Consider the following 16,418-nt stretch of genomic DNA (forward strand, 5'->3'; position numbering starts at 1 on the left):
CGCACGGGGGTGAGGCCCCGCCCTCACCCGGGGAGTCGTCTGTGCCCGAGGCTTCGCCCGCACGGAGGGACGGCCCGCGTCCGGCTTCGATGTGCGCCGCCATCCTCATCCCGGCCAACGCCGGGTCGCCGTCACGGATCGCGTGATAGATCTCGTAGTGCGCCTGCAGCTCCGGATGGGGGTCGCGGAAGGTCGTCATTGCGAACAGCCAGCGTGTCCGGCCCAGAATCGGTGCCATGAGCTCGGCGAGGAGCTCGTGACGCGCCGCGTCAATGATCTGGGCGTGGAAGTGAGCCGTACTCAGCAGGATGCCTTCGAGAGATCCTTCCTGCGTCGCCGCATCGGCCGCCGCGATCGCCTGCTCGAGGCCTTCGTGGAGATCACCGCGCGCATGCCGGCGGGCCGCCTCCTCCGCGGCGAAGGGCTCCAGCCTGATCCGGAGGTCGAACAGCTCATCGACGGCCTCGACGGACATCGTCCTGACCGTGGCGCCTTTGTGTGCGGTGGTCGTGATGAAGCCGTCGTAGCGGAGGTTCCGAAGAGCTTCGCGCACGGGCAGCCGGGAGACGCCCAGCTCCTCAGAGAGCTCGCGCTCGCGCAATCGGGCTCCCGGAGCGTATCTGCCCTCGATGATCCCCTCGCGGATGGCAGCCTCGGTCGCCTGTGCCAGCGGCGTGCCCCTGCCGCTCTCCTGCGCCATGCGAATCCGCCCTCTCAGTCAGTACGCCGCGCCGCGGCATGATCCTCGCTCCGCCGGACGGGGAAGCTCGGCGGGAAGAGCACCTCCTCCGAGCGGCCGGCTGCGTCCCGCATCGTGTATCCCTCGCGCAGGAGAGCGAAGACCCCCTGTGCCTCCTCCCGGAGCGCGTCGAGGTCCACTCCTGGAATCCTACCGTTCTGGACGACATGGCGACCGGCGACGAAGGTGTCAGTGACGTTTCGTGCGGTGCCGTTCAGCACAAGAGTGCGCAGCGGGTCCTCGGTCACGCCGTCACGGAAGTCTCTGAGCGAGAACGCGGTCATGTCGGCACTCGCGCCCGCCTCGAGCCGCCCGAGGTCCGGGCGCCCGAGGGCGGCTGCACCACCGGTCGTCGCAGCCTCCATGTAGCCGCTGAGGCTCGAGGTCCCGTGACCATGGCACACCCGTGCCGAGTGGAAGCCCACGTCCATGCCGCGGATGAGATCCGGGGGGAAGGAGTCCGTTCCCAGCGACATCGTGATGCCCGCATCGCGCAGGTCGTTGAAGGTGGTGAGCACATCACCGTATCTGAAGGTGGTCAGCGGGCAGTGGATGACGCTGACACCGGCAGCGGCCAGGCGTTCCAGGTCCGCTCCGTCCCGCCCGGAGAGCTCGGGATGCCTGTCGGTCCACAGCGCGTGCGGGATGAGGAGCCGCTCATTGAGAAGGCCCGTGCGCTCGATGAGGTCCAGGGGCGTGATGCCGTGGCGCTCGAGGATCACCTTCCGTTCCCACGGCTGCTGCAGGGAGTGGAGTCGCACAAGGATGCCGCGGCGTGCCGACTCGGCGGCGGTGCGCTCCATGAGTTCCGGAGTGATCGTCTCGATGCGACAGGGCAGCAGCACCGGGCGCACCAGGTCGCTGTCGCGGACGAGCAGCTCGTCCGCGAACGCGAGCGCCTGTTCCAGGCCCCGTTCGCCTTCCTCGGGGCGTTCGACGAAGGTCCGCTCGCCGTTCTCCACCGCGCCCACCGCGGATCGGTACGAGGGTCCCAGGTATCCCCGCAGGCCCCACTCCTCCGTGAGATCGGCCAGCGCGCGCATCTCCTCCGCAGACTCGTTCCAGCCGAGGTGGATCTCGGAGGCGATGGGCATGTACGTCGTGATGCCGTGCAGGGCGAGCTCCGCGAGCCCGAACTTCCGGAGGGTGTTCCGCTGCTCGGCATCGAGCACATCGCGCGGGTTCTCCCTCCAGTACTCGGCAGCGCCTACGAGCTCACGCGCATGCTCCGGAGCGTGGTAGGAATCGAATATCAGGTGGTCGATGTCCACGAGGGCGTCGAGGTCGATGAGCCCCGGGGTGAGGACCGCCTCGCCGAGGTCCAGCACCTGCGCACCCGCAGGAGGCTCGCCGTCCCCCACCCGGGTGACCACGCCGTTGGAGAAGGCGACCCACCCGTTCTCGATCCACTGGTGGGAACCGGAATCATGCGCCAGGACGAAACGTGCTCTTACTGCTCTCTCCATAGAAACTTGTATACCACGCTGCGAACAGCGCAACGTGCAGCAGCTCACACATCAGCACGCAGATCGCCCGATGAGACTGCCTTGACACGTTTCCGCGCGGAACCATACTGTTCCACGAACAGTGTCCAGGATCACGATTGGTATCCCAGATGAGTGAAACAGGTTCTCCGGCCGACTCTCGCGCCGAATCACCGGCCCCCGGCGCGGTCGGCACGCGGGACTGGATCACCGCGATCCTCCTCAGCACCATCGTGAGCGGCATCGCCGTGGCGATCGGCGAGCATTCCTTCCAGGCAGGCCCCGCCGCCATCGTGCTCTTCCCCGTCGTGTGGGTCGTCCTCCTCGGCGCCATCGTGGGCCTGCAGACCTGGAAACCGCTGAGCGGCGCCACTCGCTCTGCCGGCGAGGCCCTGGTCCCCGTCGGCATGGTGCTCTTCCTCGCCCTGCTGGGCACGGGGATCGGCCCCTCCCTCGGCATGGTCGAGGAGGTGGGACCCGCGCTCCTCATGCAGGAGCTCGGCCAGCTGTTCGGCACCATCATCCTCGCACTGCCGATCGCCGTCCTCATGGGTATGGGACGCGCCGCGATCGGCGCCACCTGGGCCATCGACCGCGAGTCCTACCTCGCCTATGCGATCGATCGCTTCGGAACCTCCGCTCCCGAATACCGCGGAGTGTTCGGCGTGTGGCTCATCGGCTCGATGTTCGGCGCCGTCTTCATGTCGCTCATCACCGGCCTGCTCGGCGGCCTGGACTGGTACCACCCGCTCTCCCTCGCCCTTGCCCTCGGCGTCGGCTCGACGTCGATGATGCTCGGCGGGGTGGGCGCCCTGAGCCTCCTCTACCCGGACATGGCCGGGGAGATCATGGCCCTCGCCGCGCTGTCGAACCTCGTGACGAACATCGTCGGCTTCTACTCGGGCGTCTTCATCGGACTGCCCGTCGCCAGGAAGCTCTACCTCTTCTGGTGCCGCCTCTTCCGCCGCCCACAGGTTGAGATCGAGGAAGCGCGCCTCGTGGCCAAGGGCCTCGTCCCCGCGGGAGACGCCTCGGTCCGGGTGAAGCACGGGCAGGAGAAGACCGCCGCCGAGGCCGCACCCGGGGCGAAGGAGGAGCGCGGTCCCGAGGCGGAGGGCGAGCCGGCGGACACACCGCAGGATCCGCCTGTCCCCACCGGGTGGCGCCCCGCTCTCACCGCGTACGTCTTCGCGGGGACCACCGGGCTCCTCCTCAACTGGCTGGGGACCGGCGGCATCCACCTGCGCGATGTGGGCGGGATCGTCGTACTGCTCGCCCTGACGTGGGTCGCGATCCTCCTCTCGAAGAAGGTGCGCGCAATTCCCGCCACCGTCTGGGTGCTCACTCTCGCCACGCTGGCGACCGCACCGATCTCGCCCGTCGCAGACGGAATCGCCTACCTGGTGCAGGATCTCGAAGTGCTCCTCGTCGGTCTGCCGCAACTGGCCCTCATCGGCATGAACATGGGCCGCGACCGGAAGGCGTTCACACAGCTCAGCTGGAAGGTCGTCGTCGCGGCAGTGCTGACCTTCACCTGCACCATCGTCGCAGCGGCCTCCCTCGCGGAGATCTTCATCGACGTGTGAGTGCGGATACCGATGCACGCGCCGCACCGACATACGCGCTCGGCCACCATGACGAAGGAGAACCCATGAGTACGAGAATCGTCAACGTCGTCCTGCCCGGCAGGAGCGGAACTCACACGGTCACCATTGAGAACAGCCTGATCGCAGCAGTGGAGAACAGCGACTCCGCACGGTCGTCCACCGCCCCTGCCGCGTACACGACCATCGACGCAGAGGGTCGCCTCCTCCTGCCGGGGCTGATCAACGCCCATGCGCACATCGACAAGACGCTCTCCGGCGGTCCGTGGGTCTCCGCGATCCAGGCGGATTCCGTCGCAGAACGGATTGCGCATGAACGCCGGGAGCGCGATGCCCTCGGTCTGCCCTCACAGCAGTACATCTCGCACCTCGTCGAGAAGATGGTCGCGGCAGGAACGTCCCACATCCGCACGCACACGGACGTGGATCCGGGTGTGGGCGTCCGCGGCATCGCCGCCGTGTCCGAGGTCGCGGAGAAGTACGCACATGCGGTGACCATCGAACAGGTCGCCTTCCCGCAGGGCGGACTCATCACCAACCCGGGCACACTCGATCTGCTCCGCGATGCCGTGGACGCCGGTGCCGCCGTGGTGGGAGGACTGGATCCGGCAGGATTCGACAGCGCACCCAACGCCCACCTCGAGGCGATCTTCGACCTCGCCGCCTCCACCGGCACCAAGATCGACATCCACCTCCATGACGACGGAACGCTGGGCGCGTGGGAGATGAAGCTCATCGCTGCCATGACGGAGGACTTCGGCCTCCAGGGGCGAGTGGCGATCTCCCACGCCTTCGGCATCGATCACGCCCCCACACAGGCGGCGCTGCTGCAGAGATTCGCGGAGGCCGGCATCGCCCTCGTGAATGCCGCCGTGTACGACTCGCCCGTCCCGCCCCTGCGTGCCTGCGCCGAGGCCGGCGTGCTCGTGGCGGGCGGCACGGACGGCATCAACGATCTCTGGGGGCCTTTCGGCGACGGCGACATGCTGCGGCGCGCCATGCTGCTGGCCTACCGCAACGAGGGCCGCGCCGACGCCGAACTCGAACTGGCTCTCGATGCTGTCACGACCAATGCGGCCCGACTGCTCGGCCTCGACGACTATGGCCTGGTCCCCGGCTCGGCGGCGGATCTCACCCTCGTCGATGCACGGTCCGCTGCACAGGCCGTCGCGCAGGTGCCGCAGCGGTGGAAGGTCTTCAAGCGCGGTGTGGAGGTCGCCGCCGACGGCGCATTCGTCACTCCGCCGTCGTGATCGAGTCGTGCGTGATGCCGCGTGCACGACGCTCCTCCAGGCGGGCGCGCTGCGGTTCGACCACGTGACGCGGATCCTTCACGGACTCGAGGCCCGCTTCCAGCACCCCGAACCGCGTGTACGCCGAGGCCGCGGCCAGCGCCGCTCCGCTCACCACGGACGCGGCGCGCAGCACCGCACGCGTCTTCCGGCCCGGACGCAGGAGCCGCACTCCCGCCTCCACGGCCGCGACGCCCGCTGCACCCGCCACCAGCAGCTTCTCCGAACGGTGGAGCTTGCGGCCGGGCTCGCCGGTCTCCATCGGCTCCACCTCCGCCGGGTGCATGCGCTTCTTCATCGCGGACATCGCGGCGACATCGCCGGCAGCGCCCGCGAGCGCCATGAGCCGGGCGGGGCCGGCCTCCCGCACGGGTGAGGCGACCAGCGCAGCACCTCCTGCGGCCATCGCGGCCGAGGAGACGAACACGAGCGGCAGCCCGTTCCGCCCAGCGGCGTTCCACGTGGGCACAGCCGTCGCGCCCAGCAGCACACCCGTGTAGGCGGCCAGCGGTGCCGCGAACACGGCGGACTCCACCGCGGCAGGGGTCTCCAGCGCGTGCAGCACCGGGCGCAGCGGGCCCAGGGGGAGCCTCTCTCCCGTGAGACGGTCCACCTCGATCGCCGCGGTCGTCCCCGCACCCACGCCGAATCCGGACAGGATCCACGTGCCCAGGCTCATGGGCGAGGTGACCTTCACCGTGCGCATCATGTTGAGGAAGCGCTCAGGACGGCCCAGGTCCTCCACGAGCGCCAGACCGCCCAGCACGGTCGCTCCCAGCGCGATGAACCGCGAGGACACCCGCATCACGGGGCGGTCCGTGAGCTGTGCGCCCAGCGCCAGCAGCGTGGACCCCCCGGCCAGGCCTCCCAGGAACAGGTAGGTCGAGATCTCGTCGCCCCACGGCGGCGCCTTGACGATGGGGCGGCCGTAGTACGAGGTGAACTCGACGTCCTCGACCATCGGCATCTCGCGGTTGCCCTCGGCCCCGCGGTTCCGCCAGCCCTGACCCCGGCCCCCGCCTCGGCGGCGCTTCCTCCTCCCGCCGGCGGGCTCCGGCGGACGGTACGCATCGAATTCGGAGACGCTCATTCAGCGACGCCCTCCCAGGAAAGCGAGTCCGGCGGCTGCGACCATGCCGAGTGCGGCGATGCCGGCGGTGGCGAACATCCCCGGCAGATCCTTGGTGGCGACCCGCGGGTCCGGCGGCAGACCGTAGACCTCGGGCTCGTCGAGCAGGAGGAACACGGAGCCCGTGCCGCCCACTCCGTCGTGCGGGTTGGCACCGTAGAGACGGGCCTCGGTGAGCCCCTGCGCGTGGAGCTGCTTCACCCGTGCGCGCGCCTTGTCGACCATGTCGTCACGGTCGCCGAACTTGATCGACGTCGTCGGGCAGGTCTGCGCGCAGGCCGGCGTCTGCCCGTCCACGAGGCGGTCGTAGCAGAGGGTGCACTTGTTGGCCGTCCCGGCGTCCGGCACGTCCATCTCCGCGGCCTTGCGATCACGCTGCGTGGGCGTGTTGATGGTGCCGTCGTCGCGCCGCTCGATCACGCCGAACGGGCAGCCGGCCACGCACGTGCCGCAGCCGTTGCACACGTCGTTCTGCACCACCACAGTGCCGAACTCCGTGCGGAACAGCGCGCCCGTGGGGCAGACGTCGAGGCAGCCGGCATGCGTGCAGTGCTTGCACACGTCGGAGGACATGAGCCAGCGGAAGTCAGCCGTGTCCGGCGGGGTCGTGTCCACACCGGCGAGGGAGCCCTCGCCACCCGGATCCAGCACATCCACCCCGCCCGAGGCCGGTGCGGGTGAGCCGTCCGAGGCCGGTGAGTGCGCCGCCAGCCCGTTCGAGGCCAGCGAACCCGCCAGGCCCACGGGGCCCGCCCCGGAATCGTCGAGCAGCTCGCCCAGGGGACCGCCGAGGTTCTGGTCAGCGCCGCCGGAGACGCCCGGACTCGCTGCCGGGCCTGCCGCCGAGGCCGCACCGGCGGGCCCGCCGCATGCGCAGCCGCCCGTCCCGGAGCCGCAGCCGCCCGCGGCCTGCGCGGAATGCGACCCGCACCCGCCTGCACGCGCAGCGGCCGCAGGCGTGCCGCCCACCGCAGTGCCGTCCGGAGCCGCGCCGTCCGGTGGCCGCACCGTCGGCATGCCGAGCCCCACCAGCCTGCGGCCGGACTCGCGCGCCTGGGCGATCCTCTCGCCGTCCTGCTCGATGAAGGCGACGTGCCGCCAGGTGTTGGCGCCCAGACCGCCGGTGTTGTCGTAGGAGGAGCCCAGCAGCTCGAACGTGCCGTCCTGCGGGTTCCGGTTCCACTCCTTGCAGGCGACCTCGCACGCCTTGCAGCCGATGCAGATGGAGGTGTCGGTGAAGAAGCCCTTGCGCTCCTGCGCCTGCGCACCCCAGTGCACAGCAGCGATGGGGTCGTCTCCCCCGTTCACCGCCCCACCGCGCGCAGTCGCGCCAGCGGGTGCCGCCGTCAGCTGCTCCGTCATCCGCGCTCGTCCTCTCCCTGCTCGTCGTCCTCGGCACCGGGATCAGCACCATCACCGGAACTGACTCCGGCATCAGCGCCGCCCGCGGTCTCAGCTCCGGTTCCGGCGCTGTCCTCGGCCTCACCGTTCTCCGCCCCGCGGCCCGGTCTGATGTCCGCCGCGCCGCTGCGCTCATGGGCGTCCATGTGGAGCGCGGCGCCCTCATGACCCTCGGCGCTCACCCCGGAGGCGGCTGCGGACATCGCCGCGGAGTCGTGGGAGGCGGCCTCCTGGGAAGCACCGTCCCCGGAGCCCGCGCCCGAGGCCGGGTCCTCGTCGACGCCCGCGTCCGTCCGAAGACCCGCACGGAGGCCCTCGGCGGACCGCTCCAGATCCTCCACGGGCACCGTCGCATGCCGGTTGCCGGACTCCAGCGTGAGCCCCGCCTCGCTCCGCAGCTTCTCCACGAGGTCCAGCCGCTCCGGCCCGCGCGGCCGGCGTCCGGGCATGATCGTGCCGGCCACGTACTTCGCCGCCTGGATGCTCACGTTGGGATCCATCGCGATGCCCAGCAGGTCGTTCGTGGAGTCGCCCTCGACGACTGCCTCTCCGCCCACGCCCCAGTGGTACGGCAGCCCGATCTGGTGGACGGTCCGCCCCGCGATGGTCAGGGGCGTCATGCGCCGGGTCACCAGCACCCGCGCCTCGATCGCGGCGCGCGGGGAGACGATCGTCGCCCAGCCGTAGGGCTCGAGACCCACTTCCGCCGCGAGCTCCGGGGAGACCTCGCAGAACATCTCCGGCTGCAGCTCCGCCAGGTACGGCAGCCACCGCGACATGCCGCCGGCGGTGTGGTGCTCGGTGAGCCGGTACGTCGTGAAGACGTAGGGGTACACCTCGGAGCCCGGGACGCCCGGCCCCGGTGCGGACATGTTGTCCTGCGCGGGCAGGGTCAGCCGGGAGGGGCTGTTCTGCTGCTTGTACAGCAGGTTGGGGACCGCGGACTCCTGCGGCTCGTAGTGCGTGGGCAACGGGCCGTCGACCATGCCGGTGGGCGCGAACAGCCATCCCTTGCCGTCGGCCTGCATGATGAACGGGTCGTCGCCGTCGAGGTTCGCAGGCCCGCCCGCGGCCGCACCGGAACGCGCGGACGGCGCACGGTCGACCGGGAAGTCCGGCACGTCGTTGCCCACCCAGCGGCCGGCGTCCTCGTCCCACCAGATGAGCTTCTTCCGCTCCGACCACGGCTTCCCCTCGAGGTCCGCGGAGGCGCGGTTGTAGAGGATGCGGCGGTTCGCCGGCCAGGCCCAGCCCCATTCGGCGGCCGTCTCGTCCTGCTCCTGGCCCGGCTTCCTGCGCGCGGCCTGGTTCACCCCGCCGGCGTACACGCCGGAGTAGATCCAGCAGCCGCCGGCAGTGCTGCCGTCCGCCCTCATCTCCGTGAAGCCGTTCAGCGGCTCACCGTCGACCAGTGCGTTCCGGGACGGACCCGCGCTCTCCGCAGCACCGGCGTCATCTGCACGAGCGGCCTCAGATCCGGCCGCGGGACCGGCCTCAGATCCGGCTGTCGCACCGGCCTCGGGCACGCGGTAGCCGTTGATCTCCTTGAGCACGGCCTCGGCGTCCGGCTCCCCGTGCTCATCCACCGGATAGTCCCAGGTGAGGTCCAGCAGCGGACGGTCGCGCGGATCGTCGGAGTCCTGCAGCAGGGCGCGCACGCGCAGACCCAGGTCGTTGAGGAACTCGAGATCGCTGCGCGCGTCGCCGGGCGGCCGCACGGCCTGGTGGCGCCACTGCACCATCCGCTGCGTCTGCGTGAAGCTGCCGGCCTTCTCCGTGTGGTTGGCCGCGGGCATGAAGAAGACCTCGGTCTCGATGTCCTCCGTGCGAAGCTCACCGGACTCGATCTCCGGGCCGTCCTTCCACCAGGTCGCCGTCTCGATCTGCTGGAAGTCGCGCACCACCAGCCACTTGAGATGGCTCATGGCCAGCCGCTGCATGCGGCCGTTCGCACTGCCCACGGCCGGGTTCTGCCCGAACACGAAGAACCCGTCCACCTTGTCCTCGAGCATGAGCATCATGGACTGGTAGGTGCCGTGCGCGCCGTTGATCCGGGGCAGGTAGTCGTAGGCCCAGTCGTTCTCCCGGGTCGCGGCGTCGCCCCACCAGGCCTTGAGCAGGCTCACCGCATAGGACTCGCCGTTGGCCCAGTAGCCCTTGTGCTGCTCCGGCGTGCCCACCGCCTGGATCCACTGCTCGTAGGTGTCGTGCTTCCCGGCCACCGGCATGGGGATGTATCCCGGGAGCAGGTTGAACAGCGTGGGGATGTCCGAGGCGCCCTGGATCGTCGCATGGCCGCGCAGGGCCATGACGCCTCCGCCCGGCCGTCCCATGTTGCCCAGCAGCAGCTGCAGGATCGCCGAGGTGCGGATGAACTGGGCACCCAGGGTGTGCTGGGTCCAGCCCACCGCGTAGGCCCAGCAGGTGGTGCGCTCACGGCCGGAGTTCTCCGTGATGGAGGCGAGCAGGTACTCGAAGTCCTCACGCGAGATCCCGCAGACCTCCTCGACCATCTCCGCCGTGTAGCGCGAGTAGTGCCGCTTGAGGATCTGGAAGACCGAGCGCGGGTGCGTGAGCGTCTCGTCCCGCACGGGCCTGCCGTCCGCGTCGCGCTGATAGCCCCACGTCGCATCGTCGTAGCTGTGGGTCTCCGGGTCGTAGCCGGAGAACAGCCCGTCGAGGTCCTCGGAGTCGAGGAAGTCCTCGCTCACGAGCGTCGCGGCGTTCGTGTAGGCGCGCACGTACTCCTCGAAGTAGAGGCCCTCGTCCAGCACACGGCTGATGAGCGCGCCCAGGAGCACCACGTCGGAGCCCGCCCGGATGGGGACGTGCTTGTCCGCGAGCGCGGTGGTGCGCGTGAAGCGGGGGTCCACGTGGATGACCCGAGCTCCCCGAGCCTTGGCCTCAGTGACCCACTGGAAGCCCACAGGGTGGCACTCGGCCATGTTGGAGCCCTGGATGACGATGCAGTCCGCATTCGCCATGTCCTGGAGGGACTGCGTCGCGCCGCCCCGCCCGAATGAGGTTCCCAGACTGGGAACCGTGGCGGAGTGTCAAATGCGCGCCTGGTTCTCGATCTGTATGGCGCCGGCTGCGGTGAAGAGCTTCTTGAGGAGGTAGTTCTCCTCGTTGTCGATGGTGGCGCCGCCCAGGCTCACGATGCCCATGGTGCGGTTGAGCCTCCGCCCCGCCTCGTCCGTGTCCTGCCAGTGCTTCCGGCGAGCTTCGACGAAGCGCTCCGCGATCATGTCCATGGCGGTGTCGAGGTCGAGCTTCTGCCACTGTGTGGACCGCGGCGCGCGGTAGAGCATCTCCGTGGCACGGCCGGAGGCGTTGACGAGCTGCTCACTCGCGGAGCCCTTGGGGCAGAGACGGCCTCGCGAGACGGGCGAGTCCTTGTCCCCCTCGATCTGCACGACCTTCTCGTCGCGCACGAAGACGTTCTGGCCGCATCCCACTGCACAGTACGGGCACACCGACTGCACGACCCGGTCCGCCGTCGTGGTGCGCGGCGCCGTCGCCCGCGTCTTCGCGGACGTCACCGCCGGGCCGCGGCCCGTGACGTCGCCGGAGCGCAGCTGCCGGAAGACCGGCCACTCCAAAGGACTGAACCTCACCATGCGTCTCAGATTAGCAGTCTCACCGCCCACGGCCGCGGCGCGATCAGCCCCATCCTCCGCACGGATTCCCCCGGCGGATCCGCATGGTCCGCCGTGCGGGCCCGCGCATGCTCACGCCGGTGGGCGCGTCCGGCGGGAGACCCAAGGCGGGTTCCCTCGATTCCGTCCTGCGCAGCCCTCGGACCCCGCCGGGCGGAGCCCTGGGATTCCGCGGAGCGCAGCCCTCGGATCCCGCCGGGCCGAGCCCCCTAGGCGAACGGCACACGTGCGGGTAGAGTCCTCCGCGATTCCGAACATCCGCGGAGAAGCCCGCACACCGAACCCGAGGAGCCACCCTCCATGTCCGTTCTCGACCGCGACGCGATCATCGCACCGGTGACATTCAACCGCTGGCTCATCCCGCCGGCGGCCCTGGCGATCCACCTCAGCATCGGCCAGGCCTACGCGTTCTCCGTCTTCAAGAACCCGCTGGCGGAGCACTTCCGGATGGGCGAGGGAGGCGATGTGGCGATCGGCTGGATCTTCTCGCTCGCCATCGCCATGCTCGGCATCTCGTCCGCCATCGCAGGTCCCTGGGTGGAGAAGGTGGGGCCGCGGAAGTCGATGGTGACCGCCGGCGCCTTCTGGGTCGTGGGCTTCTTCGTCGCCACGCTCGGCATCGCGACCGGCCAGCTCTGGCTGGTCTACGCCGGCTACGGCTTCATCGGCGGCATCGGACTGGGGATCGGCTACATCTCCCCCGTCTCCACGCTCATGAAGTGGTTCCCGGACCGTCCGGGCCTGGCCACGGGTCTGGCGATCATGGGGTTCGGCGGCGGTGCGCTCATCGCCAGCCCGGCCTCGAACGCGCTCATGGCGTTCTTCGGCGGCGGTGAGGAGAATCTGGCCGACGGCGTCTCGCAGACCTTCCTCACCCTCGCCGTCATCTACCTCGTGGTGATCGCGCTGGGCGCCTACGTCATCCGCCTCCCCCACCCGGACTGGCGCCCGGCCGGCTTCGATCCCGCCCAGGCCACCGCCAAGCCCATGCAGTCGAAGGGCGACGTCTCCGTGAAGCAGGCCATGCGCACACCGCAGTTCTGGCTGCTGTGGGTCGTCCTCTTCACCAATGTCACGGCCGGCATCGGCATCCTCGAGTCCGCCTCGCCCATGATCCAGTCCTCGTTCGCCATCACCGCCGTGGCCGCAGGCGGGTTCGTGGGCCTGCTCTCCATCTTCAACATGGGCGGGCGCTTCGTCTGGTCCACGGTCTCGGACTACATCGGCCGCAAGAACACCTACATCCTCTACCTGGGCGTGGGCCTGCTCCTGTACCTGCTCCTGGCCACGATGGGCTCGCAGTCGCTGGCGCTGTTCGTGATCTCCGCCCTCGTCATCCTCTCGTTCTACGGCGGCGGGTTCGCCACGATCCCGGCCTACCTCAAGGACCTGTTCGGGGTGTACCAGGTGGGTGCCATCCACGGTCGCCTCCTCACCGCCTGGTCCGCGGCGGGCATCGCCGGTCCGCTCATCGTCAACTCCGTGGTGGAGTCCCAGCGCGCTGCCGGGCAGGAGGGCTTCGACCTCTATCGCCTCTCGCTCTTCATCATGGTGGGAGTGCTGGCGGTGGGCCTCATCGCGAACCTCCTCATCCGCAGGATGAACCCGGACCACTTCGAGGACCCGGAGGTCGTGGCCGCCAAGGCGGAAGCGGACCGGGAATCCGCCGCCGAGGCCTCCGCGACTCGCGAGAACGGCACGGCCGCCGCTGCCGCCGGGCGGGCGCACACCGTCGTCGCGGTGGTGCTCGCGGTGATCGTCGTGGGAGCGCTGGCGTACGGCGTCATCCAGACCGCCACCACCGCCGCAGGCCTCTTCACGGGCTGAGGTTCTCCCCCGGGTCCCGCCTGCATGACGCCCGCTTTCCTTCCTGGACACCCGCTTCTCTCCGCGAACAGACGGGTGTCCAGGACGGAAAGCGGGCGTCGTCGTTGTGGGCCGCGGGCCGCCCCTCCCCGATGGCCGCGGCAGCGCAGCGGGTCACTCCTCCTGCAGTACGACTGCCGTGAGCTCCTCACCGGCGGGGATCGTGCCGCGGCCGGCCGGGACCAGGAGGAAGGCGTTCGCGTCCACGGCACGGGCCAGCAGGTGGGAACTGGTCCCGGGCAGCGCCCGCACCTGCAGCTGCGCACCTTCCTGCGACAGGCGCGCCCGGCGCACCTGCGTCTTGCCAGGCAGCGAGGGGATGTCCTCGGTGAGCATGGCCTGCACCTGCGGCAGCGGCCGGCCCACTCCCCACGCGTCCTTGAAAGCCCGGCGCAGCAGCAGCTGCGCGCTGGTCCACGTGCTCACGGGGTTGCCGGGGAAGCACACCACGGGGATGACGGCATCCGCTGCATGCACCACGCCCACACCCTGCGGACCGCCGGGCTGCATCGCCACCGAACCGAAGCCCACCTGTGCGTCGATGCCCTCATCTGCAGTGACGCCCTCGCCCACCTGCGCACCAGGTGCAAAGGCCTGACGCACCACCTCGAACCGGCCGGCGCTGATGCCCCCGCTCGTGAGGATGAGATCCGGCGCGCACTCGCGCACGGCGCGGGCGAGCGCGGTGCGGAAATCGTCGACCGTGTCGTCCACGGTGAGGCTGCCGGCCTCCTGTGCGCCGCTCTCCGCGAGGACCGCGCGGAGCAGGGTGGTGTTCGCGTCGAAGATCTGTCCGGCGCGCAACTCGCCGCCCGGTGCCACCACCTCATCGCCGCCGGTCACGAGCAGCACGCGAGGCCGCCGGCGCACCCTCACCTCGGTGAGACCCAGCGCGGAGACCAGCCCCAGAGCAGCCGGGTGAAGGACCGTGTCTGCCGGCAACGCCGTCTCACCTGCCTCGATGTCACTGCCCGCCGGACGCACGAACCTTCCGGCCTCCACCGCGTCCACCGTGATGCTGGGCGCGTCGAAGCCCTCCGTCTCCTCCACGGGCACCACCGCATCCGCGCCCGGGGGCACCGGGGCACCCGTCATGATCGGGACGGCGCGAGGCAGGGAGGAGCTCGGCGAGGACACGGAGGGGGAACGAGAAGCATCTGCACCTGCACCCGCCGGGATCATCCCCTCCACGGTGAAGCGCCCGGGGGTCTGTGCGGACGCGAGGGCGAACCCGTCCATCTGCGAGTTGTCGAACGCGGGCAGGCTCAGCGGTGCGCGCAGGTCGGAGGCGAGCACACGGCCCAGCGCCGCCTGCACGGGCACGCTCTCACAGCCCAGGCTCCGGGTGGACAGCGCACGGGCGAGCACGGCGATGTGCTCGCTGAGGGTCCGGGCCGAGGCCCAGTCGGCGAAGGCGGCAGGCTCAGTCGTCATGCCGGTCACTGTACCCAGCACACGAGGGCGGTACGGGAGTTCCCGTACCGCCCTCGTGCGCTGCCCAGTCGGCCGCGGCGCCCTTGCCGCCCCGGAACCTCAGCCGGCCTCGGGCGCGGCAGCTCCTCCCCGAGCAGCGCCGGCGGTGCCTGCCGTACCTGAGGCGACCGGCGCCTCCTCCGTCTCCTCGCCGTGCTTCACGGCGCGGACGGTCCGCTCGAACTCCTCCATCGCCTGCGCCGGCGGCTGCGGCGTCACGAGGCTGACGAGCACCGCGAGCAGCAGGCAGACGAGGAAGCCGGGAACGATCTCGTAGAGGTGTTCGGGCAGCCAGCCCAGCGCCACGTCCGGCTGCCACTGGCCCCAGACGAAGGCGACGACCGCACCCGCGACCATGCCCACGAGCGCACCCATCGCGGTGAGCCGGCGCCAGAAGAGCGAGAGCAGGACGATGGGCCCGAAAGCGGCGCCGAACCCGGCCCACGCGAAGCCCACGAGGTCGAGGATCGTGTCATTGCGCTGCACCGCGAGGGCACCGGCGACCACTGCGACGACGAGGACGCCGGTGCGGCCCAGCCACAGCTCGGTGTTCGCGCTGAACTTCTTCCCGGACACGCCCACCAGGTCCTCCACGAGCGCCGAGCTCGTGACGATGAGCTGGGAAGACACCGTCGACATGATCGCGGCCAGGACCGCGGCGAGGACGAAGCCGCCCAGCAGCGGGTGGAACATGATCTGCGCGAGGTCGAGGAACACGGCCTCCGGATCGGAGAGCGACATGTCCGGGTTCTGCTGGAAGTAGGCCACACCGGCGATGGCGGTGAAGATCGCGCCCAGCACGCACAGGGCCATCCAGCCCACGCCCACACCCATACCGTACTTGGCGTCACGTGAGGACCGCAGCGCCATGAAGCGCACGATGATGTGCGGCTGGCCGAAGTAGCCCACGCCCCAGGCCAGACCGGAGATGATCGCGATGGCACTGGTGCCGGTGGTCATGCTCGCGAAGTCCGGGTTCACCTGCGCGACGCTGGCGAACATCTCCGCCGGACCGCCCACGGCGAAGCACGCGACGACGGGGACGATGATGAGGGACACCAGCATGATGAGTCCCTGCACCACGTCCGTGTAGCTGGCGCCGAGGAAGCCGCCGAACAGCGTGTAGAGCACGGTCACGCCGCCCACCAGCAGCATGCCCACCACGTAGGAGCCGCCGAAGGTGGACTGGAAGAAGACACCGCCGGCCACCATGCCGGAGGAGACGTAGAACGTGAAGAACACGAGGATGACCACACCGGCGGCGATGCGCAGGAGGCGGGTGCGGTCGAACAGGCGGTTCTCGAAGAAGCTGGGCACGGTGATCGAGTTCCGTGCGATCTGCGTGTACTGGCGCAGGCGCGGTGCGACCAGCCACCAGTTCACCGCTGCGCCCACCGTGAGGCCGATGGCCATCCACGCCTCGACCATGCCGGAGAGGTAGAGGGCGCCGGGGAGGCCCATCATGAGCCAGCCGGACATGTCGGAGGCACCGGCGGACAGGGCCGCGGTGAAGGGGTGCAGCTGCCTCCCACCGAGCATGTAGTCGTCGCCGTCGGTCGTCTTGCGGTACGCGTAGAGGCCGATGACGATCATGGCCGCGAAGTAGATCGCGACGGCGATGATCTTGAAGGTGAGGTCCATAGCCAACAGTTCTGTCGTAGGGGGCAGGTGCGGGCTCGACCATACGGAAGACACAACGCCTTGTCACGCCGGTCACATCCGGGAGCAGACGACCTGACTACCGGGCCGGCGGGATCGTGCGGCTCTGCCG

General features: G+C 70.0%; 9 protein-coding genes and 1 pseudogene. 3 read left to right on the forward strand and 7 right to left on the reverse strand.

What is annotated here, in order from left to right; translation table 11 throughout:
* Positions 1-700 (reverse strand): GntR family transcriptional regulator (locus Q0A33_RS03540; RefSeq protein ID WP_291793211.1); only part of this gene is annotated, 700 nt, incomplete at its 3' end.
* A 14-nt stretch (positions 701-714) separates the two neighbouring features.
* On the reverse strand, positions 715-2,205 hold the full coding sequence (locus Q0A33_RS03545; protein ID WP_291793214.1) for a chlorohydrolase family protein: 1,491 nt from the start codon (positions 2,203-2,205) through the stop codon (positions 715-717).
* A gap of 149 nt (positions 2,206-2,354) precedes the next feature.
* Between Q0A33_RS03545 and Q0A33_RS03550 the strand changes: the two genes are divergently transcribed.
* Positions 2,355-3,809, forward strand: a complete 1,455-nt coding sequence (locus Q0A33_RS03550; protein WP_291793217.1) for a DUF3100 domain-containing protein — start codon at positions 2,355-2,357, stop codon at positions 3,807-3,809.
* 65 nt (positions 3,810-3,874) lie between these two features.
* Complete coding sequence (locus Q0A33_RS03555; RefSeq protein ID WP_291793220.1) at positions 3,875-5,080, forward strand: amidohydrolase; 1,206 nt, start codon at positions 3,875-3,877, stop codon at positions 5,078-5,080.
* On the opposite strand, the gene nrfD is transcribed toward Q0A33_RS03555, so the two are convergent.
* From nrfD to Q0A33_RS03570, 3 genes and pseudogenes are all read right to left on the reverse strand, one after another.
* Entirely contained in the window at positions 5,064-6,209 is a 1,146-nt protein-coding gene (nrfD, locus tag Q0A33_RS03560; protein WP_291793222.1) for an NrfD/PsrC family molybdoenzyme membrane anchor subunit, read from the reverse strand. The genes Q0A33_RS03555 and nrfD overlap by 17 nt on opposite strands.
* Positions 6,210-7,610, reverse strand: a complete 1,401-nt coding sequence (locus Q0A33_RS03565; RefSeq protein ID WP_291793225.1) for a 4Fe-4S dicluster domain-containing protein — start codon at positions 7,608-7,610, stop codon at positions 6,210-6,212.
* Between the two features lie 398 nt (positions 7,611-8,008).
* Positions 8,009-11,269 (reverse strand): annotated as a pseudogene (locus Q0A33_RS03570) (molybdopterin-dependent oxidoreductase); the annotation flags it as partial.
* Positions 11,270-11,608: 339 nt separating this feature from the next.
* On the opposite strand from Q0A33_RS03570, the gene Q0A33_RS03575 reads away from it, so the two are divergent.
* Positions 11,609-13,135, forward strand: coding sequence for an OFA family MFS transporter (locus Q0A33_RS03575; protein WP_291793229.1), 1,527 nt, complete (start codon positions 11,609-11,611; stop codon positions 13,133-13,135).
* 153 nt (positions 13,136-13,288) lie between these two features.
* Here Q0A33_RS03575 and glp read toward each other — a convergent pair whose 3' ends face one another.
* Together glp and putP are read right to left on the reverse strand one after the other, a co-directional pair.
* Positions 13,289-14,608 (reverse strand): gephyrin-like molybdotransferase Glp, encoded by a 1,320-nt coding sequence (gene glp / locus Q0A33_RS03580; RefSeq protein WP_291793232.1) that lies wholly within the window; start codon positions 14,606-14,608, stop codon positions 13,289-13,291.
* Between the two features lie 99 nt (positions 14,609-14,707).
* On the reverse strand, positions 14,708-16,288 hold the full coding sequence (putP, locus tag Q0A33_RS03585) for a sodium/proline symporter PutP (RefSeq protein ID WP_291793235.1): 1,581 nt from the start codon (positions 16,286-16,288) through the stop codon (positions 14,708-14,710).
* Positions 16,289-16,418 lie beyond the last annotated feature (130 nt).

The organism is Brevibacterium sp. (assembly GCF_022712115.1).
Lineage (GTDB): Bacteria > Actinomycetota > Actinomycetes > Actinomycetales > Brevibacteriaceae > Brevibacterium > Brevibacterium salitolerans.